The 23,906-nt window shown below is 34.1% G+C and carries 17 protein-coding genes; 11 read left to right on the plus strand and 6 right to left on the minus strand.

The annotated features are described in order from the left end of the window. Window positions 1-254 precede the first annotated feature (254 nt). The 3 genes from P700755_RS04100 to P700755_RS04110 all read left to right on the plus strand — a co-directional run bounded on the left by P700755_RS04100 (window position 255) and on the right by P700755_RS04110 (window position 3,720). Window positions 255-899: a class I SAM-dependent methyltransferase gene (locus P700755_RS04100; protein ID WP_015023477.1), complete on the plus strand. Its 645-nt coding sequence runs from the start codon at window positions 255-257 to the stop codon at window positions 897-899. 277 nt (window positions 900-1,176) lie between these two features. Continuing rightward, the gene (locus P700755_RS04105) at window positions 1,177-1,857 is read left to right on the plus strand and encodes a hypothetical protein (RefSeq protein WP_015023478.1); all 681 of its coding nucleotides are present in this window, start codon (window positions 1,177-1,179) and stop codon (window positions 1,855-1,857) included. 405 nt (window positions 1,858-2,262) lie between these two features. Further along, complete coding sequence (locus P700755_RS04110; RefSeq protein ID WP_245536002.1) at window positions 2,263-3,720, plus strand: alpha/beta hydrolase; 1,458 nt, start codon at window positions 2,263-2,265, stop codon at window positions 3,718-3,720. A gap of 499 nt (window positions 3,721-4,219) precedes the next feature. Here P700755_RS04110 and P700755_RS04115 read toward each other — a convergent pair whose 3' ends face one another. The 3 genes from P700755_RS04115 to P700755_RS04130 all read right to left on the minus strand — a co-directional run bounded on the left by P700755_RS04115 (window position 4,220) and on the right by P700755_RS04130 (window position 6,832). Next, complete coding sequence (locus P700755_RS04115) at window positions 4,220-4,951, minus strand: SOS response-associated peptidase (protein ID WP_015023480.1); 732 nt, start codon at window positions 4,949-4,951, stop codon at window positions 4,220-4,222. A gap of 305 nt (window positions 4,952-5,256) precedes the next feature. Beyond that, window positions 5,257-6,528 (minus strand): type II toxin-antitoxin system HipA family toxin, encoded by a 1,272-nt coding sequence (locus P700755_RS04125; RefSeq protein ID WP_041758136.1) that lies wholly within the window; start codon window positions 6,526-6,528, stop codon window positions 5,257-5,259. Continuing rightward, entirely contained in the window at window positions 6,512-6,832 is a 321-nt protein-coding gene (locus P700755_RS04130; protein ID WP_041758137.1) for a helix-turn-helix transcriptional regulator, read from the minus strand. The genes P700755_RS04125 and P700755_RS04130 overlap by 17 nt, the downstream gene beginning before the upstream one ends. A gap of 472 nt (window positions 6,833-7,304) precedes the next feature. On the opposite strand from P700755_RS04130, the gene P700755_RS04135 reads away from it, so the two are divergent. The 8 genes from P700755_RS04135 (at window position 7,305) to P700755_RS04175 (ending at window position 20,570) form a co-directional block, all read left to right on the plus strand. Then, window positions 7,305-8,945, plus strand: coding sequence for a type I restriction-modification system subunit M (locus P700755_RS04135; protein ID WP_015023484.1), 1,641 nt, complete (start codon window positions 7,305-7,307; stop codon window positions 8,943-8,945). A gap of 86 nt (window positions 8,946-9,031) precedes the next feature. Continuing rightward, a complete protein-coding gene (locus tag P700755_RS04140; RefSeq protein ID WP_015023485.1) occupies window positions 9,032-10,087 on the plus strand; it encodes a helix-turn-helix domain-containing protein in 1,056 nt (351 codons plus the stop codon). Further along, on the plus strand, window positions 10,084-10,596 hold the full coding sequence (locus P700755_RS18610; RefSeq protein WP_015023486.1) for a PIN domain-containing protein: 513 nt from the start codon (window positions 10,084-10,086) through the stop codon (window positions 10,594-10,596). Before P700755_RS04140 ends, P700755_RS18610 begins: the two co-directional genes overlap by 4 nt. A 494-nt stretch (window positions 10,597-11,090) precedes the next feature. Next, window positions 11,091-12,848 (plus strand): cell division protein ZapA, encoded by a 1,758-nt coding sequence (locus P700755_RS04155; RefSeq protein ID WP_015023488.1) that lies wholly within the window; start codon window positions 11,091-11,093, stop codon window positions 12,846-12,848. Window positions 12,849-12,851: 3 nt separating this feature from the next. Beyond that, window positions 12,852-14,120, plus strand: a complete 1,269-nt coding sequence (locus P700755_RS04160; protein WP_015023489.1) for a restriction endonuclease subunit S — start codon at window positions 12,852-12,854, stop codon at window positions 14,118-14,120. A 126-nt stretch (window positions 14,121-14,246) separates the two neighbouring features. Then, window positions 14,247-17,249: a type I restriction endonuclease subunit R gene (locus tag P700755_RS04165; protein WP_015023490.1), complete on the plus strand. Its 3,003-nt coding sequence runs from the start codon at window positions 14,247-14,249 to the stop codon at window positions 17,247-17,249. 153 nt (window positions 17,250-17,402) lie between these two features. Further along, complete coding sequence (locus tag P700755_RS18615) at window positions 17,403-19,328, plus strand: McrB family protein (RefSeq protein ID WP_015023491.1); 1,926 nt, start codon at window positions 17,403-17,405, stop codon at window positions 19,326-19,328. Beyond that, on the plus strand, window positions 19,329-20,570 hold the full coding sequence (locus P700755_RS04175) for an McrC family protein (RefSeq protein WP_015023492.1): 1,242 nt from the start codon (window positions 19,329-19,331) through the stop codon (window positions 20,568-20,570). It abuts the gene before it with no gap. Window positions 20,571-21,041: 471 nt separating this feature from the next. Here the strand turns inward: P700755_RS04175 and P700755_RS21075 are convergent, their stop codons facing one another. The 3 genes from P700755_RS21075 to P700755_RS04190 form a co-directional block, all read right to left on the minus strand. Then, on the minus strand, window positions 21,042-21,380 hold the full coding sequence (locus P700755_RS21075) for an HTH domain-containing protein (protein ID WP_083858471.1): 339 nt from the start codon (window positions 21,378-21,380) through the stop codon (window positions 21,042-21,044). A 260-nt stretch (window positions 21,381-21,640) separates the two neighbouring features. Continuing rightward, entirely contained in the window at window positions 21,641-23,284 is a 1,644-nt protein-coding gene (locus P700755_RS04185; RefSeq protein WP_015023493.1) for an ATP-binding protein, read from the minus strand. 14 nt (window positions 23,285-23,298) lie between these two features. Next, window positions 23,299-23,901: a GIY-YIG nuclease family protein gene (locus P700755_RS04190; RefSeq protein ID WP_015023494.1), complete on the minus strand. Its 603-nt coding sequence runs from the start codon at window positions 23,899-23,901 to the stop codon at window positions 23,299-23,301. Window positions 23,902-23,906 lie beyond the last annotated feature (5 nt).

Consider the following 23,906-nt stretch of genomic DNA (forward strand, 5'->3'; position numbering starts at 1 on the left):
GAGGTTCGTGCTAAAATACGCCACAACATATACTCAAAGATACTGGCAAATATATGTTGCCTTAGAATCTTGAATACAGCGATGAATAAAAATCCCTTTGTAGAAAATACACAAAAGTTTTAGTTTAGTTGAAAATAAAAAACAACACCTTTAATAGAAATGTACTTTATAGTCAAGATTTAAATAAGGTTTATACGGAGGTTGAAGACAGGCTTATTTGGCTACTGTGCAACACATAAAAAGACAGACATAAAATGGAAAATTTCAATAGAAAAAAACATTGGGAAACAATCTACCAGACAAAACAATTTGAAGACGTTAGTTGGTTTCAACCGACACCTGAAACTTCATTAAGTTTCTTCAAACAGTTAAATATTCCGACCTCTGCCAAAATAATTGACATTGGCGGTGGTGACAGTTTTTTAGTTGATAATTTACTCAACTTGAATTATCAAGACCTTACAGTTTTAGACATTTCAGCAACAGCACTTGACAAAGTGAAGCAACGACTTGGAGAGCGAGCAGACAAAGTAAAATGGATAGTTGCAGACGTCGCTACTTTCAGACCGACCGAGAAATACGACTTTTGGCACGACCGAGCAGCATTTCACTTTTTGACACAAGAGTTAGAAATTGAAAACTACCTCAACACAGTTCAAAAAAGTATTCAGCCGACAGGTATTTTTGTTATTGGAACATTTTCTAAACAAGGACCAAAAAAATGCAGCGGAATAGAAATCAAACAATATTCAGAAACAACAATGACCGACCGACTGGCCAAATTTTTTGAAAAAATTAAATGTATAAAAGTTGACCATAAGACACCGTCTGATTCAATTCAGAACTTTATATTTTGCAGTTTTAAAAAATTACGAAAAAAAAGTGTCACCCATTTTTAGGACTTGAAAAAACCAGCAACTGAGTTAGGGTTTTCGCTCCTTATGGGGTGAGGCAACAAAAATTCGGTAACCTTATGTGAGGATTTTAATTCCTAAGACAGAAAACGAATACGCCATTATTTTACTACTTACTTGAGTGAGAAAGTTTTAAAAAAGAAATAAAGGATTTAATGAAATAAAAAACTATGCTATCTTAGTGCTAACTTAAAGGTTTAATCAACGTAGCAAACCATCTACTCTTTCGAATAGTATAACAGTTCTAAAAAATTAATAAAGCATGAAACATATGATTACAGCATTTATTTTTACAGGACTATTGATTTCCTGTAATAGCTCAGATAAAACAAAAACCTTACTTCAGGAGCCCTCTGAAACGGAAACTGTAACGAAAAGCGCATCGAATGGTATCGATAAACAATTAAAGGCAATTGATACTGATGAGGCTCTAATGGCAACAGCATTAATGACTGCTCCCAAAGAAAGTAGATCAGGATGTAAAGTTATTGGATATAACATGAAAGGTGAATTTGTGACGATGAAAGAAGGCGATAATGAATTTATAGTGCTTACAGATAATCCTAATCAGGATGGATTTAGTGCCTCTTGTTATCACAAAGACCTCGAACCCTTCATGGCAAGAGGGAGAGCCTTAAGAGCAGAAGGAAAGTCAGGAAAAGAAATCTATGATACCCGGGAAACAGAGATGAAATCAGGTCAACTTAAAATACCTAGTGGATCGACATTGCATGTCTACTCTGGGGCAAACACCCTATATGACTCTGAGACCTCAAAAGTTGAAGGAGCTCAGCTCCGCTATGTGGTATATCTGCCTTGGGCTACATCAGAATCTACCGGTTTGCCAAAAATCCCAACCGCTTCAAATCATCCTTGGCTTATGAATCCCGGAACACACAGAGCACATATTATGATTTCACCTTTACCAGAAGATCGGGATTAGCATTAAATAGGAATTAAAAGAAATTTTCAACTTGATAACTAAGGGTAAGACCAAGGGTTTGTAAACGGCAGAGAAACATAATAAAGGCTTGTTTTAGTTATCCTTCAAGTGCTACCAAGGGTAATAGACTTTTTTTTAAAAGCACAGCCAACGGGTTTTAAGAATAACCAGTGGTTAATACACTCGAACTTTAGCGATGAATAGAAAGCCTTGGATAAAATATAAAGATGTGCTAGTTTAGTTGAATATAAATAACTTCCTATACTAGATATATGCCCTTTACTGAAGATTTGAAAAAGGTTTACAAGGGTGTTATCATTAATTTAAACAAACATGACTAAAACACTAAGTATTCTGCTGTTCTCCTTTTTGTTTTTTACCTCTTTTGGGCAAAATAAAAAAGATATGTCCTTTAAATTTTCCATCGCACCACAAATGCAAGATTCCTTTAAAGGCACCGGTAAATTAATGGTTTATATCACATTGAAAGACAACAGACAGCCCATAAGTTTTTCAGCAAATCAAGATAGCACTTGGGTTTTCGGTCTCAATGTAAAAAATTGGAAAAAAGATGACGTATTGGAAATAGATTCAAATACCAGTTGGACCTCTACTTCAAATTGGACATTAAATAACATTCCGTTTAAGACCTATTACCTTCAAGTTCGCTGGGATGAATCTAAAATAGAAAATCGTGCAGAACATCCGCACAGCATGTCTACTAAAGTAGTAAAGTTAACCAACGAAAAATCTCAAGAAATTTCAGCTGAATTTGATAAAGATGGTGAGAAATCCACCCTTGTTGAACATGATCTAATAAAGAAATTTTCACTAGAAAGTCAAGTGCTCTCTGAATGGTGGGGTAAATCCACTAGTATTAATGCTGCTGTGCTCCTTCCGTCAGGTTATGCAGATAATCCTAAAAAGAAATATCCTGTTTGCTATAGTATTGGAGGTTATGGTTCGAGATATATGCGAGTTAATCGAATAGTCCAAGATTCAACAACGCAAAGGTGGTGGACATCGAAAGATGCTCCACAAATCATTACAGTATTCCTAGATGGATATGGACAGTTTGGCGACTCATATCAGCTTAATTCTGAAAACAATGGACCCTATGGCAGCGCATTGATTGATGAAATTATTCCTGAAATTGACAAAACATATAGAACAGAAGGCACTTCGGATGCTCGTTTTACTGCTGGTTGTTCGACAGGTGGTTGGGTTTCTTTAGCATTACAGTTATACTATCCTGATGATTTTGGTGGATGTTTCTCTTACAGTGCAGACCCTGTATCCTTTTATAAAATGCAACTCATCAACATCTATGAAAATAAAAATGCCTTTTATAACGACAATTCAATAGAACGACCGAGTAAAAGAAATACAATGGGAGAACCTGAGTTTAGCATTAAAAAAGAAGTTCAGACGGAAAATGTTGAAGGATATACCAATTCTTATATCACCTCTCGAAATCAATGGGGAGGGTGGAATGCAGTATGTAGTCAAAGAGACAAAAATGGTTTACCTATGCCCCTATTTGATGCCATTACGGGAGCTATTGATCCAATCGTTGCAGAACATTGGAAAAAATACGACTTACTAAAATATGCACAAGAAAACTGGTCGGAACTAGGTCCAAAAATTCAGGGGAAAATTCACATCTGGATGGGCGACATGGATAATTATTATTTGAATAATGCTATGCGTGACTTTGACAGTTATTTGAGGTCTACGACCAATCCTAAATCTGATGCGGAAATTTTATTTTCACCGACTTGCGGACATTGCGAAAACTATTCAATAAGAACCTATTTGGAGGCCATTCAAAAACAAATGATAACAAAACCTAAGCAGTATTAAAGCGACCGTTTAGCCAAAACGTTGACATTTATACTGAAAAATTCATCTTCGCATTAAATATCATTTTGAAATTTGAAAAATGTTGCGGTGCCGAGCTTATTATCTGTAGAAAAATAGGGATTATAAGATATATCAAGATTATTAAAAAAGCCTACACGTCTATAAAACGTGTAAATAAAATCAAAAAATCTTTACACGCTTTTATAATGTGTAAAGGAAAGTTCTGTTTCTTTACACATTAGGTTTTATCTGTTTCATAAATTTTTCACGCTTACGCCCTTGGTATCTATGAGATCTATAATTACAGCTGGCAAATCGTAAATCACTTTTTTGTGCACCATCTCTTTATAACGATTGATAATAGAGATGCAGAAGAAATAATATTATTAATATTTGACGGAAAAATGTTTTTTCAACAGTAAATCAAAAGCTTTATTTAAAATACTAGGCGATAGCAAAATCCATTGCATTAATCATACTTTAATTCATCCAACCTCATTCAAACCTCCAACTCCTCATACTCTACCCTATTCAATATCTCTTCCACATCCGAATCGATTTTGGGGCTGAAAAGATCAGTACTAACTGCATAGGTATTAAGCTGATCTTCATCAAAGTGAGCCTTTAATAGATATTCAATCCCCCCTTCTTTTAAGTCATTATCCAACCAATGATCGGCTTGCTCAGCATTTAAAATAACGGGTTGCCGATTCTTTTTGTTATGGATCCTAGCAAACAAGGGAGAAGCCTTTTGAGTCAGGATCGTAAAGGTGACTTTATTGTCTATGCGAGTGTATAAGCCTGCAAGGGATAGAGAGCCTTCTGACTTAGGCTTAAACACAAATGGATACTTTTTGCCTTTGTGATCGTGAGGCTCAAAAAAGGCAGAAACAGGAACAACACATCGCTTTCTGAAAATGGATTGTCTATATAGAAAGTGCTCAAAAGTCTTCTCAGCTCTTGCATTAAGCCCCCCTCCAAACTTCACCGCTTCTTTATAATAGGCTTTTAGCTCACTTACTTTTTTGCTTTCTGGAGCGATGCCCCAGGTCGCTGCTGCGAGGACACTGGGCTTCTCTTGTGGAATGATAAGGAGATGAGAATGTGTAAACCCGTTGATATGGTAACGGGGCTGGTCGAATAACTCACGCTGACTTTTATCGCTGAGTTTAACCTTATATTGGTTTTCGATTTGCTCTACCTTTTGGATTTGAGAGGTATGGAAACACATTGATCATTAATTTGGCTTTAAGTTATTAAATAATCCTGTAGGCAAGCCCTCGAGGCATTTAAAAGGCTTTTTTTTTGATTGATGAAAACCAACCGTTTTCAAACTTTCCTCAAAACACGAGGCAAGCCTCGGGGAGTTAAACCCAGTTGAGATTAAAGGTAAATATTCTAATTTATTTGCTGATGTGAAAATGTATTGAATTTTGACGATAATCAATTTAAAATAATGACTTATATCTTTATCTGTAACTTGACATACCAAATATGAAAACTCACTATTTGATTTAATTCCTTTACGTCTTAACTTTAGATGGCTTTAAAAGCAACTGCTTTCAATTCTTGTTCAACACGTGATATTCCATATTTTATTGCCATTTCCTTCCAACCTGAAACAGCCTTCACTATTTCCTCTTTTATTTCATCTGCCCTTTTTTCTGATAATCTAAAAAACTCAGATACTTCCATCGCAAGATTTAAGTCTAACGAATTATCCTCGTCAGAGATATTCAGTTTTAATCCCGCACCAGTCTCCACTGGGTTAATATCATATGCTGGGGATAATACCCACCCCTCATTAGTTAACAAAAACCCATGATTTCGAAGATGGTCATCTGTATTTGTAACACAAATGCTAAAGACGATTCTTCTCCAAAGTTGTTCCAAATCCTGTTCCACATTGGCCCCATTATTTTGTATAAAATTAACAAGTTCAAGATAACTGGCCCCATCTGAATGGCCCTGGCCATCACTATACCCAAGCATTGTCATAGCGGAGGCAAAATGTATTCGCTGCCCATCATTCCCTCGGTCAAATCGTTTAGTGAGAAAAGTATAATATTCAGAAGAGAACTTTTGTGCTTTAGATTCTGCCATATTAATTCCTGCTAAAATGGCTAATTCATAAGTTACAATCTCCCATCCTCCACTATCTCCTTGATCGTTCCGACTTGGGAACTTTGCGATCCACAAGCCTCCATCATTATCTACAATGCTAGCTTTAGGCCTTGCTCCACCCAAAGAAGCTCCTGAAGCTATAAGCATACTTAACCATTTCAAATATTCTGGATCATCAATAACATTATCATCCTCTAACCTTAAGCTTATCTGTTCTAGCTCTCTTAAAGAACCCCATGGTGGAGTTGCCATATTTTTATTATCATTTAAAAATGGACCATCTTCTTCCAATTTAAACCTTAATGCTCCCATTCTGTGACCATCATAAACTCCAAGTAGATAATCGGTTTCAAATAACTTCTCTTCCTCTCTTTTATCAATTCTTGCAAGAGCAGCTTCCCTCCTACGCATTAGAATTCTGCCCCAACGGTCTGGAGAGGAATCTAGAAATATTCCAAAATTATCTTGATCCTCGTTTAGATCATGAAGTCCTGAATACAACTGCAAGCTAGGATCTAACAATTGAGCTAGTCCACTTTGCAACCAATCATCACTGTATTCGAAAGAAAAAACCTCTTTCCCTTTTAATCTATCAGAATGTAATGTCCCCATAACTAAGGGTTTTTCCATTCCTGACCAATGTGCATATACACTTATAGATTTTTTATTATTTTGCTTTGCCATTTTTATCCCTTCGTTTCGGTGCTCTCCCATTTGTACTAATGCTAGCATCTTGTAATTTCCTTCCTAATTCGTCATTCTTAGCAAGTAAAAGAAAGTCTTTTTCTAACCCTAAAACTTGTAAAACCAAAAAATACGAACCTATACTCACCGTTGGTTTGCCTTTCTCAATTGCTAACAAAGTTGGCCTGCTCATGTTTGCACGTTCAGCTACTTGTTCAGCACTTAATTTTCTTCTCAAACGTGCGAGCTTAATATTCTCACCCATTTCATCAAGAAGTCTTCTTGCTTTTGGTAATATCGTCATTTTCTTTTTTGCCGTAACACAAAATATGTTTTACAAATATAGCTTAATTTGTAAATTATAATTTACATTATAAAATATTTTTACACCATACGTTTCCTACCAACATTTATAGTTAATCAGTCAAAAGTGCGTACTGATTTTGACAAAAATCCTATCGACCTTACCTAACACAGTCTCATTTTGAGACTTAATACCAATTTAAACCTATAATGTCACCGTAAATCGCTTTACCGAAACGAATTCGGCGCAGGCTTTTTTCGCCTGCTTTTTATCAAAATAACTACCATAACTAAGGCTATGCTAATTATTTTTAACTTCAATCCATCAAAAAACCTGTGCTGAGCTACGTCGTAGTATAATTCAATTTATTTGTACGACGTTATAAATTTAATTTGGTATAAGTTGCTTATCATTTAACACCTCCACACTTTTATATATATTTACGTAAACATTAATAAATCCTAAAAGATTAATGCCCAAAAATCAAACTAAAGCCGATATCAATTTTGAACAAGAACTCTGGAAAGCAGCTAACGAACTCCGTGGTGCCGTAGCAGAGAATCAATATAAAGACTATATCCTACCCCTTATTTTTTTGAAGCATATCTCTGAAAAATATGAAGTGAGAAAAGAAGAACTTTTTCAAGCTTTAAATGATAAAGGATCTGACTACTATACAAATGATACCGAAGAACAAAATTATGTTCTAGAAGATCCAGATGAGTACCTTTCCAAAAATACCTACATCATCCCTAAAGAAGCCACCTGGCAATATCTTCAAGACAATGCAGAGCAAGATAACATCAAAGTTTTAGTAGATAATGCGTTCGATTTACTCGATGATACTCTAGCAGAATTTAGACCAGAACTTAAAGGGATATTACCTCGAATCTTTGTAAAGAGCCAACTGACTCCAAAGCAAGTAGCAGGACTCATAAACCTTTTGGCTAAACCCAAACTTTCTGAAAAGGAAAATCCTGGCAGTGATATTTTGGGGCGTGTTTATGAATACTACATCGGCAAATTTGCCATTGCAGAAGGCTCTGGCGCAGGCCAATTCTTTACACCAAGCAGTATTGTGCGTTTACTAGTAGAAATGATAGAGCCCTACCAAGGTAAAATCTTTGATAATGCCTGCGGCTCTGGTGGTATGTTTATCCAGTCTCTAAAGTTTTTACAAGCCCATGGTGGCGATAAAAAGAACATTTCAATTTATGGCCAAGAGCGTTATGATGGTACGTTGAGGCTTTGTAAAATGAATTTGGCTTTACGCGATTTATCTTTCGATGTCCGTTTGGGAGATTCTTTATTACAAGATAAATTTCCGGATCTCGAAGCAGATTTTATTATCGTAAATCCGCCGTTTAACGTTAGCCAATGGCATCCTGAAGACTTACCAGAAAATGACCCCAGACTATTTGGTACCAAAGAAGAATTTACTACAGATGGCAACGCCAACTATATGTGGATGCAAACTTTTTGGAACCATCTAAGCGATACCGGCACCGCTGCGGTAGTGATGGCAAATGGTGCGATGACTTCCAACACAAAAGGTGAAAAAAATGTACGCCAGCACATGGTAGATCATGGCATGGTAGATTGTATTGTTCGCTTACCAGATAAGCTCTTCCTTACGACAGGTATTCCTGCCTGTATTTTTATATTGAGTAAAAACAGAGATGGCAAGGATGGGAAACACCGCAAGAGAGATAACGAAGTCTTGTTTATAGACCTCTCTAAACACGGTAGAATGGAGAGCAGAAAACTTCGTGTTTTTGACGAAGCCGACTTACAAAAAGCTACCGACACCTATCACGCTTGGAGAAACATTAAAGACAGTGTCACTTCGAGTGATTCCGCCAAAGCGGAATTGTATCGAGAAGCAGACACTTACATAGACCAACCCGGCTTCTCCTACTCCGCCAACCTAGAAGAGATCGCCAAACAAGATTACAAACTTACCCCAGGTATTTATGTGGGTACAGAAGCAGTGGAAGATGACGGTATCCCCTTTGAACATAAAATGGAAACCTTAAAAGCGCAATTGCAAACCCAGTTTAAAACAGGAAATGCATTGCAGAAACAGATTTTAGATAATTTTGAAAAGTTCTAAGCCTTGAATGAAAGAGTAGATTTAACACTTATTATGGTTGACAAAAACAGTATATTATTTAAATTTGTCAACATAACTAAATAACTATGAAAACTACTGTAGCAAGACGAATAAAATCTGCGAGGACTCTAGCGGGATTCTCACTAAGAAAATTGTCTGATAAAATGAATGGACTGGTTAGTTATAATGCTATTTTAAAATACGAGAAAGCTCAAATGATGCCAGATAGTAAGGTGATGCTTCAACTAGCTAAAGCACTTAACGTGAAAGTAGATTACTTTTTCATGCCTTACAATGTAGAAATCAATACTATTGAATTCAGAAAGAAAAGTAGGCTGTCCGTAAAAAGAGAAAAGGCAATAAAGGAAATGATGACCGATAGCATATCGAGGTACATCCAATTAGAAGAGTTTTTAAACCTATCCTATAAGTTTAAAAACCCAATTGGAAACCTTGTCATAGAAAGAGGTAATGACGTAGAAAATGCTGTAAACAAATTATTAAGCGCTTGGCAACTTGGTATAAACGCCTTACCCAACGTAATTGAGCTCTTAGAAGATAAAGAAATTAAAGTTATTGAAGTCGATGAGGATGAGTGTTTTGATGGTTTTTCTGGTTGGGCCAATGATCAAATACCTATAATTGTTGTAAATAAAAGCTTTAGCATAGAGCGCAAGCGTTTTACCGCCTTGCATGAACTTGGTCATTTGGTTTTGAATTTCAAAAAAAGCTTATCTGCTAAAGAGATTGAAAATCTTTGCCACCGCTTTGCTGGTGCCATGTTAATGCCAAAAGAAACTTTCTTAAAAGAGCTAGGAGAGCACAGAAACAAAATAAGTAAAGCAGAACTTATTGCGATAAAAGAAACCTATGGCATATCTATACAAGCTACTATGCACCGTGCTAAAGATTTAGAAATTGTTAATGAACAACGTTATATTGGATTTAGAAAATGGATTAATGCAGATATAAACAGAAAGAAAGAAATAAACTTGGGAAGTTATTTGGGTAAGGAACAGTCCAACAGATTTAAGCAGTTACTGAACCGTGCTGCAGCAGAAGACGTAATAAGCATGAGTAAAGCCGCTAATTTGGCCAATGTAAAATTGGCTGTTTTTAGAGATGAATTTTTTGCACTATGATACTTGTTGTTAATGATGCCAACATACTAATTGACTTGATAAAACTGGATATTTTACCCCAGTTTTTTAATTTGAAATTAAAGTTTCATACCACGTCATTTGTTCTGTGTGAGCTTCATGACAGCCAACAAAAGCAGCTGGAAATGTATATAAACACAAAGGTTTTAGAAGTAGAAGAATTTAACCAAGTTGAATTGGAAACTCTTTTTGTGCTACAGGAAGAAAAGCTGCAACTTTCTCAGCAGGATTGTACTGCGTTATTTTGTGCACAAAAACTTAAAGGAACCCTTTTAACTTCAGACAAAACCCTTAGGCAATTTGCTTTTTCCAAAAAAGTAGCTGTACATGGCCATTTGTGGCTACTGGATTTGATGGTAGAACAACAACAGCTTACAGGAAAACAGGCCAATGCTTACCTAAAACGTTTAAAAAGCGATATCAACCCAAAACTAGGTCTAAGCGACCGCTTATGTCAACCATTTACAGCAAGATGGTTAAATGAAAAATAGAACTTACAAATTGGCTAAAAAAAAACAAATGAAAAACAAATCTGAAAACAAAACATATAAAACCTAGTGTTTATAAGGGTTTCCCTTTTTTGCTTATTTTAAAAGAGATAAACAAAAAACATTTTTTACAAATAAAGAAAACTAAGAGTTGTTTTGTAGCTTTTGTTTAAAATTTAGTTGAGAATATTTATAATATGGAAACCTTAAAAGCGAAGTTTAAGGTTTCCACATTATTAAAGGAAGTGAATTGCAGAAACAGATTTTAGATGGTTCTGATAAATTCTTTATTGAACAAAAACAACATAGGTTGATGGGGATTTTGATAAGCATGGATTTAAAAAAGAAAAGCAACTCTATGAGAGTTGCTTTATTACCTAGGAACTTAAAAGTTGACTTTAAATCTAAATTAATTAAATCTAAGAGGAAAACTAATAGAGTTCCTTTATGTATGTTTACAAGTTTTGTCCTTAATTATAGTACAAATATAAAATATTATGATCAAAATAAGACCAAAAATAGAGTTAAAACCTATTGAGAAGTTTTTTTTAGAGAAATCAATGGAGCTTTTGAATAAAAGAACTATAGATACTAATAGACTTAAACTAAATAATCCTTTATCTACAATAAAAGAATTAATGAATGTTTGTAATGATCTTAATAAAGGTAAACTTAAGAATCATGACTATGCACTTTCTATGGCCAAAGAAAGTATAAAAATGTTGAATAATAAACATTATATTATATCTAGTACAATAGATATAGAATATTTTATAGACTTAATAAATAAAATAAAGAAAGATAATTACACTAAAATAGTTCACGCAGGAAATTTTTTATTGAGAGATAATAATGGTTATTTAAATAATTTATTTGAAAATGTATTTGATTTTATAAATACTAGACAATCTGTCTCTATTCTAGATTTTGAGGAAATGAGAGAATTTAGCCGTTTAATTGAATATTTGTTTGTTGAGTTAAATAATCATGGTTATTCTAAGTTTTATCTTCATAGGTTCATGACAGCCGTATTTTCGGGTTTAGATTCTATTAATTTTGAAGAAAGGTTTGCTATAATTAAATCTTTGAAGGATAGAAAAGAGGAAGTGTTTGAAGTAATCTTTGGGTTGGACACTACCAAATTTGATAAAACAAAAATAAAAATATTTTCAAATGATTTGAAAGTATTGAATAAAAGTGATAAAAAAAGAATTTCTGTTGTTAGTCAAGGTGGTGCAGATATATTTTTAGAAGAACATAAAGATCATTTTCTTTTATCTATTAAAGTTAAAACCAAAGATTATTATCAAGCTCTTAATTATAGCAGAAAAAAATTACTACATATTTTAGATGTCCTTTATTTAGGGTACAGTGATAAAAATTTATCATTAATAAGCGAATGTTTTATTCTCGGATCTCACCAACCAGAAAAATCTAGTTCTTTCCCTACTATGTATCATTTAGATGGATATTATAAAAGCAATCATAACTTATACAAGGAATTACTAGCTAAGTTATCAAGTTTAAAAAGCTCAGAAATAAATATAGAAACGATAAATAAAATAAATTCTGGAATTAGATATTTAAGAATGGGAGGGGAATCAGGAGAGCTTATAAATAAATTTATTAATTACTGGATAGGACTTGAATACCTTTTTTCTACATATGATGCAGAAGCTTATACTGTTGGTAGATTAAGGGAATATTTTAAGCGTTGCCACGCATTGATTTACATTAAAAGAAATATGAATGAATTTCATAAAGACATTTATAGGCTTAAAGAAAATGAGATAATTACTAATTATAATGATAATTTAGAATATTTGAAGTTAGAAAAAACATATGATGATATTATACTAAATTCTAAATCTCCACTTTTAAAGTTTCGCGCTCATTACTACAAAGAATTATTGAATGATTCAAATAAGGTTAGAGGTGCTTTAGAAAATCATCAAAAAAACTTAGAATGGAACTTAACAAGAATTTATAGCATAAGAAATGAAATAGTTCATAACGCAGCAATTAAAGAAGACATAGCTGTGTTAACTTCTCACCTAAGGTATTATTTAACATTTATAATAAATGGCATAATAGATTTTTTAATAAATCATCCCAAAGATATAAATAATGATGATTTAATAAATATTGATGATTATTTTTTATTACAAGACTTATCGCTTTCAAGTTTAGAAAAGAAAGGTGTGGATTTTAAGGATTTAATAAAAATCAATAACCCCTTAGAATTAATAATTTAAAATATGCCCAAAAACTGGAAAATATATAAACTTTCTGAAGTCACTACCAAAATTGGAAGTGGTGCAACACCAAGAGGTGGAAAAGAAGCATATAAAAAGTTTGGCACCTCTCTAATTCGTAGTCAGAATGTTTTAGATTTTAAATTTTCAATTAACGGACTTGCTTTTATTGATGAAAAGCAAGCTTCAAAACTAGACAATGTTACTATTGAAGAAAATGATGTTTTATTGAATATTACAGGAGATTCAGTAGCAAGAGTGTGCTCTGTACCTAAAGAGTTTTTACCTGCAAGAGTTAATCAACACGTCGCCATAGTTAGGGCAAATATTTTAAAATTGGATGCAATCTATTTGAAGTATTTTTTACTTGAAAATACAAATAAAAATATGTTGCTGACTTTAGCAAGTGCAGGAGCAACGAGAAATGCACTTACTAAAATTATGATTGAGGATTTTAGATTAGATCTCCCACCCCTCCCAGAACAAACCCAAATAGCCAACATCCTTTCCGCCATAGACGATAAAATAGAAAACAACTTAGCCATCAACAAAACCTTAGAAGACATGGCAATGGCATTATACAAACATTGGTTTGTAGATTTCGGTCCTTTTCAAGAGGGTGAGTTTATAGATAGTGAGTTGGGGTTAATTCCTAAAGGGTGGGAAGTGAAAAGATTGGAAGAAGTTGTTCAAGTAAACTCGAACAGTATTAAGAAAGACAAAGAACCAAAAATAATTAATTACATAGATATAGCCTCTGTTAAAGAAGGTTGGGTTGAGGAAATAAAAACTATAAAATATGAGGATGCCCCAAGTCGAGCAAAAAGAATTATATCAGATGGAGATATTATTTGGTCAACAGTTAGACCTAATAGAAAGTCTAGGTTTTTAGCACTCGGATTTAGTGAAAATACAATAGTATCAACGGGTTTTGTTGTTATGTCTCCAATTTTAATAAGTTATTCTTATTTGTATTTATGTTCTTGTACAAAAGATTTTGTTGATTATTTAGTTTCGAGAGCAACGGGTTCTTCATATCCAGCTGTTACAGGAAAAGTATTTGAGGAATATGAAATTTTGATTCCCGAAAAAGCAATATTGGATAGATTTAGTATAATTGTTGAACCTATGTTTTTACATTCGTCATCTAATGATATCGAAAACCAAACCCTAACAAACCTAAGAGACACCCTATTACCAAAACTAATAAGTGGTGAGGTACGATTAAAAGAGTTTAGAGAGGGAATAGATGCTGAAATAAATTCAGCATGACAAGAGATAAATTCAGCATAACAAGAAAGAAAAAGCATGACGAGAATAAAGCAATCTTATAATGGTAACGAGAACCTTAAACAGATTGTTTTGGCTGGTGCCTCACAATGACAGTAATAAAAAAGTATGACAACAGAAGCAACCATAGAACAAGCCACTATAGATTGGTTAACCGATTTAGGCTATAAACACCAGATGGGCACACACTTACCTCAAAATAATACAGAGGTGGTATTAAAAGACCAGTTGCTTCAGTTTATACAACAGCAGTACCCCCATATCCCAGAGGAGATTCAAACTCTAGCCGTGTCTGAGTTTACAAACAATGTAGGTGCAGATTTAGAACATCGCAATCGTACTTTTCATTTAAAACTCACCAAAGGTATTGAGTTTGCTTACGATGATGCTTTAGGAAAAGAAAAAGCAGTTCATATTTACCCCATAGATTTTAATACTCCAGAAAACAACAGCTTTTGGGCCGTAAATCAGTTTAGTATTGTGGGTAAAAACAAGCGTCGCCCAGATATTATTATCTACATCAACGGTTTACCCTTAATCGTTTTTGAGCTAAAAAATTGGTATGACGAAAACACCAACATAAAAGAAGCACACAACCAAATAGAACATTACCAAAAAGACATTCCGCTAGTATTTGAGTACAACGCCATCACTATTATAAGTGATGGTAACGAAGCCCAGCATGGTATGTTTAGTTCTGGGATGGAATGGTTCGCCCCTTGGAAAAGCATAAATGGAAGAGATACGGTACAGGAAGACGATTTCCAGATGCATACCTTGCTATTTGGCTTATTTCCAAAAGATAGACTACTTAATTATATAAAAAACTTTATTTTTCATGAAGATCATAATGGGTCCCTCATTAAAAAAGGCGCCAAATACCACCAGTTTTTTGGGGTTAATTTTGCCGTAGAAGCAGCGAAAAAATCGGTTCGCCCGTTTGGAGATGGCCGTATTGGTGTGATATGGCATACGCAAGGTTCTGGCAAAAGTATTTCTATGGCCATTTATACTGGCATTTTGCGGAGTCTTCCAGAATTGAAGAATCCCACCATTGTGGTGCAAGTAGACAGAAGTGATCTAGACCAACAGCTGTATGATAATTTTGTATTTGCCAAAGATTTGGTTGGCGATGTACAACATGCTAAATCTACTTCAGATTTACGCAAGCTCTTATCTGCTGGTTCAGGAGGCGTTATTTTTACAACCATAGAGAAGTTTAGACTTAAGCAAACATCAGAAAACACTTTAGGAGAATTGGAACATCCCATTTTGTCGGATCGAGAAAATATTATCGTTATGGCAGACGAGGCGCACAGGACGCAATATGGTTTGCTAGATGGCTTTGCTTCTAATTTGCGCAAAGCGTTACCCAAGGCCTCCTTTATAGGTTTTACAGGCACACCCGTAGATAGTAAAGAGGCAGATACCCAAGACGTTTTTGGAAATGTGATACATACTTATGATATAAAGCAAGCCGTGGAAGACAAAGCCACGGTAAATATTTTTTACGAACCCCGGTTGGCAAAATTGCATTTATGGAACGAAGCCATAGACGATGAAGTTGATGCCATGACCGGAAGTGAGGAAGACAATAGCAACCTAAAATGGGCAGCGATTGAAGATGCCGCAGGAAGTAAAGACCGCATTAATAAAATAGCAAAAGACGTTTTAAATCACTTTACAAACCGAACCAATACCTTAGCTGGAAAAGCAATGCTTGTGTGTATGAGCAGGCGTAATTGCGTAAAAATGTATGATGCGTTAACGGCTTTGGACGATTGTCCAGAAGTGGCGGTGGTCATGACAGGAAATATCTCCAAAGACCCTATAGAATGGAATCCTCATTTTAGAACAAAAGAGGCCACCGAATCTATAAAGAGCAGATTCAAAAAAGAAGACGATCCTTTAAAAATAGTCATCGTTAGAGACATGTGGTTAACGGGTTTTGATGCGCCTTGTGTGCATACTATGTATGTAGATAAAATAATGAAAGGCCATAATTTAATGCAAGCCATTACCAGAACCAACCGCGTATTTAAGGATAAGCAGAACGGTGTAATTGTCGATTACATTGGCATTGGAGATAATTTAAAAACAGCAACCCATAAGTACACGGGTACCGGAGGAAAAGGAGAACCAACCATAGATATTGAGCAAGCCTTAGAGCTGTTTTTCAATCAAGTTGAAATCTGTAAAGTCATGTTGCCAGAACATATAGATTATAGCAATTGGAAAGCCTTACGTGATGCCGACAAACTATTGTTGGTAAAACAAGCGGTAAATCATCTCGTAAAATATGATGAAGAGGCTAACGACTTTATGAAAGCTGAAAAAAAGCTATCCGATTTATTGTCTATTGTTAAGAGTCAACCCTCAATTCAAGACTACGCAGTAGATGTGCTTTTTGCACAGCATGTGTCCAAAGCCGTTAGGAATGCAAAATCTGTAAAATCTACTAGAGGAGAACAGCAGAAGCAAATCAAAGAATTGATTAGCCAAAGTATAGATTCTGAAGACATCGTTGATGTATTTGCTATGGCAGGTATAGAGAAGCCAGATATTTCCATCTTAGATGAAACCTTTTTGCTTGGCGCAAAAAATGAAAAGGATGGCAATGCCTTAAAGATTGAAATTATCAAGAATATATTGAAGGATGAAATCAAACTAAGGCTACACAAAAACATCAAAAAATACACTTCTCTAAGAGAAGAACTTGAGAAAGTGATTGACAAATACCATAACAATGCTATTGATAGCTATGCAACTATAGCTGAATTGGTAGAACGCGCAAAAGATTTACAGAACGATGATAAACGAACTGATGAACTTGGTTTAAGTGAAGAGGAATTAGCCTTTTATGATATCCTAGCGGCTAAAAAAGATATTGTAAAAGAAGAAGGGCTAATGCAAGATATTGTTCACGGTGTCGTGAAAGCAGTAAAGTCTAATCTACAATTGGACTGGACCAAAAAAGAAAATGCAAAAGCTTCTATTCGTCTAGCCGTCAAAAAAGAATTGCGCGGCAAAATATCCATAACTAAGCTCAACGAAATACTCACCGAAATCATGGAGCAAGCCGAAGGGCAGTTTAGTGATTGGAGTGCGTGATGATTATTTTATTCGAATGTTCTGAATAGCTAAAACAATACAAAGTTTCCTGTTTTAGAAAGTTAATCCTCAATGAAGATAGTTATGAGGTCCACTATGGTTAGCTTTATTGAAAGAAAAATACAAAATATGACCAATCAAAAAAACTAATACATGCACTTTCATCAAAAAATACACGACAATTTATTGAATTATAGAAAAAAATATAATTCTAATTTTAATTTTTTAGTCAGACAAATATCAAATCCTGGTGATAAAAAATATCCCGGAGGTAAAATTGCAAATGGTTTTGTTTTTCAAGGATTAGAAAAAAATTGTTTTGTAGGATTAGTAGATAAAGATGGGGGAAATAACTCCACAAGAAGTGTTGGCTTAGTTTTTAAACCCTCTGACCAAACCTTTAAATTTTCTCTAGTTATTGTCTTCCAAAAAGAAACTAACAAAAACCTAATTGAGTTTTATGAGACATTAGCATCAAAATTTGAAGCTATTGAATGGGATAATAAGAGAACTAAAGCTGTATTAAATATTGGTGCGTTTCCTAAAGACGATCCAAGCAAGCTATATAAATGGTTGGATGAAAATTATCCAACCATTAGGAATTTGGCATTGGAAACTAAAATTAAAAAAATAATACCAAATAATGAGCGTTTTCAAAAACTACAAAACAATTTAGAAAAGAAGTTTAAAGAAGCCTCAATACCAAGTAATTCTTCTCACAAAACAGAAAATATGCAGGATAGTTTATTCACTGAAAATAACGAATCAAAGGTTGAAGGAAGCCTGAACAAAATCCTTTACGGACCTCCAGGAACAGGCAAAACCTATGCTTTAAAACAGCAGTATTTCCCATTATATACTACAAAAGAAACCTCGATTACTGAAGAAAATAATTTTGAAATCGTCATAAAGCAGCTCTCGTGGTGGGAAGTTATAGCCGTTGCATTAATTCAATTGGGCACCTCTAAAGTAAATGATATTTATAACCACAAATGGGTTCAGAAAAAGATAGAGCTATCAAATTCAAAAACTGTAAAACCAACACTTTGGGGCCAATTACAAAGTCATACAGTTGAGTCCTGCGAATATGTTAAAGTTAAATCTAAACAGCAGCCCCTAATTTTCAATAAAACTGAAAACTCAACTTGGGAGGTTATTACTGAAGAAATTGAAAATCAAATTCCAGAGTTATACGACCTTATTGAAAAGGTTAATAATTTTAAACCTGATGCAAATAAAGTTATTGAACGTTTCAAATTTGTCACTTTTCATCAGTCGTTTAGCTATGAAGATTTTATTGAAGGTATAAAACCTATCATGCCAGAAAATGGAGAAGTAGCAGAAGATTTAGGTTATAAAATTGAAGATGGTGTTTTTAAAGAAATTTGTAAAGATGCAGCAATCGATCCACATAACCGTTATGCTATTTTTATTGATGAAATAAATAGAGGTAATGTCTCCGCCATTTTTGGAGAACTTATTACACTTATCGAAACAGATAAACGGAAAGGGGCTGCAAATGAAATGCGCATCACCTTACCTTATTCAAAAAATATATTTAGTGTACCTCTTAATTTGGATATTTATGGAACAATGAATACCGCAGACCGCTCTGTAGAAGCTTTAGATACAGCCTTAAGGCGTCGCTTTGAGTTTAAAGAAATGATGCCAGACTTAGAGGTGATAGAAAATGAAGAAGTTGATGGAATACTGCTTACGGACGTCTTGAAAACGATTAATGAGCGCATAGAGTTACTTATAGATCGTGACCATACCATTGGGCATTCATATTTTGTAGATGTCGATACAGCACAAAGATTGGCTGATGCTTTTAATAACAAGATAGTGCCTTTACTACAAGAATATTTCTATGGCGATTATGGTAAAATAGGCTTAGTTTTAGGTAAAGGTTTTGTAGAAAGGATAAAAAATGATACCATAGAATTTGCAAGTTTTGATTATGAAAATGCAAACGATTTTAAAACAACAACCTTCGTTTTAAAACAAGTTGATAGTCATTCTGTTATAGAAGCGGTAAAACTTTTATTAGGTACTGTTGAAATCAAACAAGAAGAATAGTTGATTAAAAATAATTCCATATCAGTTTTTGAGCACCAACGTTTATATGTTGGTGAACATAGTTTTAAACAAACTCATTTAGATGCTTTGTTAAAACTTAATGAATACCATGAAGGCCGTTATTTTGAGGCTATTGCCAAAGGGATTAAATTCAATCACTATGTTGGTGTTATACAAGTTGATGGGTTAACGATAGAAATACATCCAAAAGCCGATAAAGAGGATGACGACAACAAATGGAAGGGTGTTCTACTACAAATGCTCAAAGCCTGTGGCAAACTAAAAGCAGAATCGGCTGGAGCGGCTCACGTCAAACGGCAACACCTTAATCTGCTAGAGGTCTATCTTGAAATATATCTGCTAGAAATAGAAGCTTTAGTTAGAAAAGGGGTGATAAAAAAATACAGAAAACAAACCCATAACACAAAGGCTTTAAAAGGTAAACTAGAGTTTGCAGGACATATAAGACATAACGCAGTTCATAAAGAAAGGTTTTATACAACCCATCAAATTTATGACAGTAATCATCTACTACATCAGGTTTTATATAAAGCACTGTCCATCGTAGATCAATTCACTATGGGAACTCGCCTCTCTGATTTGACCAAAAGAGTGCTTGTCAACTTCCCTAAAGTCGATTATAAAACGATGACTGCAAAGCAACTAAATAGTATAACCCTAAATCGGAAATCGAGTAGTTATAGTGATGCCTTAGACATAGCAAGACTTATCATTTTAAACTATTCGCCAGACATTTCCAGTGGAAAAGAGAAAATGCTATCTCTTCTTTTTGATATGAATGAACTGTGGGAAACCTATATTTTAAAGCAAGTTCAAAAAGCGTGTAATGGAACTCATATGGCGGTTTCTGGACAAGAATCTAAATCGTTTTGGGGTAGTAACAGTTTAAGACCAGATGTAGTTTTAAGACAAGGTGATAAAACCTACATTATAGATACCAAATGGAAGCGACCACAAAAAAGTTCTGCTTCAGTAGGAGATTTAAGGCAGATGTATGCGTATTGCCGCTTTTGGGATGCAGAAAAGGCTCTTCTGTTGTATCCTGGTCAAGCCAACGAAAATAAGTTTCGATCGTATCTTACGGACGATTATTCAAAAGATACAGAGGACAATCCTAATCCAATAGACCATCAATGTAAAATGGGTTTTGTTTCCGTTTTAGATGAGAAAAATGAATTGGACTTTACTATTGGGGAAAATATTTTAAAATTATTAGAATAAATTTGATTTTAAGATCAAAAGGATGCAAGTTTCTTGGACATATATTAATGCAAAAACTACAACTCAAACTGATTGAATTCAATTTAAATATCAATTAAATTTTTAGTATTCCATATTCGAATATGGAATACTATAGCTATAAAATACTAACATCAAATAAGGAGTCCACAAGATGTAATCGTCTTATTGAGGATTATTGCAATAGACAATGACCAGTAGCAACAACTAGTACTTGCAGATGCTTAAAGCATTAGCAAGTCCAAGGTTATTAAATCTATTGTGCATTCAAAATATACAGGCTTAATAGATGAATCTTGGAAGAAGGTTTTTAGAATGGGGCTATTAGATTTTTTAAAATTTGGTATTGCTTCTGATGTGTAGCATCTAGCAATTCATTTTTAAGAAATTGAAAAAAGTTTCTATGGATGCTATCCCACTTATACTATTACAATTGTTATTACACCGACGCTTTTAAAATTCATCAATGACTTCCCAATAACCTCCTTTATCTGGACCTACTCTATTTAACCTACCTTGATTTTGCAATTTTGCCAATTGCTTTTCTATTGCCCTATCTGATATACCTATAATTTCAGACAGGTTTTTAGCACTCCTATTTTTATCATCCTTTAACAATCTCAAAATTTTCTCCGAAATTTTCTCCGAAATTTTCTCCGAACTTTTCTCCGAACCTTTCTCTGGTGTTTTTGTAGCCGTATTTTCTGTTATTTCTCCTTCTATAGGAATTATAATTTCAAATACATCGCCTTCTTTAAACGTAGGTAAAGCTCCAGGTGTATAGAGGTATATTTAAATGATTGAAAATTTGAATTCATAATTCCTTTAAAGATCTTTTATTATCACTCTATGTAGGCACAGGTATTTATTTCACGGCTTTATGTTGATAGAAACACTAAGTTTTATAGGCTTTTTTAATCATTGGTTGAATTTCTATCAACATTTCTGTGATTATCATTACTTTATTTCATGGCTTTATGTTGATATAAACATCAGGTTTTATGGACTTTATCTATTTTTGCTCAATTTTCTATCAACATTATCACTTTATTTCATCCCTTTATGTTGATAGAGTATATAGTCCATCTTTTTTCTCCATCTTTCTTAACAAGTTCACCAACAACCATATCATCAATTTTATCTTTTAGAGTACGTGGTTTTATCTCTACTCCTATGCGCTTGTTAATGTCACTGATAGAACTTTCAGGGTAATTTTTTAAATCCTCGTAAATTAATTCTTGTAATCTATGTGGCTCAATTCGCTTTAAATTGGTTTGCTCGATAAAATCAGTATAGCGTATAAAATCTGGATTTATATAATAAAAGGTTCCTTTAGTCTTACCTTTTGTCAATACTACATCTAAATCAATTAATCTACCTATCCAATATTGCAGTCCATTAGGCTTAGAAATGTTTAATATTTTAGATAATTCCAAAGTACTTATCCCTTGACTTTGTGCTACAATACCTAACGCTATGACCTCTTTTTGCTTCAATTGAAGATCTTGAGACGCTTTATCCATCAATTTAAGGACATCCTTGCTTACAATTTGCTTTTTCAAAATGACAGTGACCCTATCATCTGCCTCTATTACTGTTGGAAGTTGCTTACCACTTCCTAATAATAATTCATATACTTTATCATAGCCACTACCTTCTTTCTCCATGAGTCTTAAATCATAGAATAATTTTGCAAGCAACGAATTGCGCTGCACAGATTTTGTTAAAATATTCTCTGGCGTTACACCTAACGGTAATAAACCAGGACTATGTATTTCTAACCTATCATGGAATAGGTTGATGAAAATATCACCTCTCATAGTGTAATTGCGATGCGCAAATGCATTTGCTACAATCTCGCGTATAATCTCTGGCTCATAATTATGAACATTCTTTCTGAAAATACCATCAGATACTTCAACAAACTCGTTCCAGTCTGGGATTTCTTTTAAGATTGAATTTATGAGCTCTTTAGGATTGAGCATATGATCGTCCCAAAGTTTTTTTGATACCTTATTTTCTTGCTCATCATATTTTATAAACTGAACAGATGGCGGATAATGTAAAGTTGCCCGATCTGTTCTTTTACCTATCCATAATATACCTAGATTAGTAAGAAAACCATCTTTTGAGATAAAATAATAATCCATCATTTCTTGAGGATTCATTTGCTTTACAAAATCACTAATTCTTTCAGACTCTTTTATGTCTTTTAAGAATTCTAAATACTTAACTGCATCACAATGAGAAGAAAGAATTTTTTTGACTACTTTTTCTTCCCAAACAAAAGAGTTTCTCTCAGAGAATAACCGAGCTAAATCTTCTGGCGGAATTGGTTTACAATCATCAGATATACGCATGTAATATCTACCGTCCGTAGTACTAGCAACACTTTGTGTTGTACGGAAAACCTGAAGTTCTATAAATTGAGCTCCGTTATCTGCTGTTTTTACTAATGGCATAATACCTACATTAAGCGTTAGTGCTGGAATACTCTTGTTTATCTTTTCTATGAGATCATCGTTAATCACTTGCCCATCAGGTGGCATGTCACTGTCGTCTTCTATTCCTATTATAATGCTACCACCTTGTGCATTTGCAAAGCAGACACAATCTTTGGCCAACTCTTTTAAGCTAGACTTACTGCCGGTTACAATAGATAATGACTTTTTATCAAGAAGACTGTTTTCTTTCATAACTTATAAATATACTAATGTGTGCGAAAAGAATTCCACTTTGTCTTTAAAATTCCTGCAAGTGCCACTTCCAAAAAATAGAGGTCATAATCTTCTTGTACAGGAATTAATGCAACATATAAATTTCTAACCACTTCTTTTTTTGCAAGTAAATCATCATTAAAATCACTGTGGTCGTTTGCACGATTGATTTCTTTATTGTTATTATTATTATTATGACCTGTCATCAAATAAGCAAGTGAGCACTCATTATGACTTTTACCATAAGCATGCTGTCTCAATCTTCTATATACTGTTCTACTTACACCTACATATATGGGAAGTACTCTATCATTTTTCTTTTCCCCAAAGAAGTAAAGACCTTTAAATTCGTTTAAAGATTTTGATTTACCTGATTTTATATTGGGTACATAACCAAGATCTTCAAAAGCTTTTTTATTACGCCATATAGAAAATTCTGGTTGTGCTCCACAAGTTTTGTGCATTTCAAAAAACAACTCCTCTAACCTAGGGCAATTTTTATGGTTTAAATGCACTAAAGCAATAGTTGCCATATCAAATGCTCTTTTAAAAACAACTTTAGGATCTACCGGAAATGGCTCGTTATTATAATTCATTTTTC

Origin of the sequence: Psychroflexus torquis ATCC 700755 (assembly GCF_000153485.2) — a bacterium.
GTDB lineage: Bacteria > Bacteroidota > Bacteroidia > Flavobacteriales > Flavobacteriaceae > Psychroflexus > Psychroflexus torquis.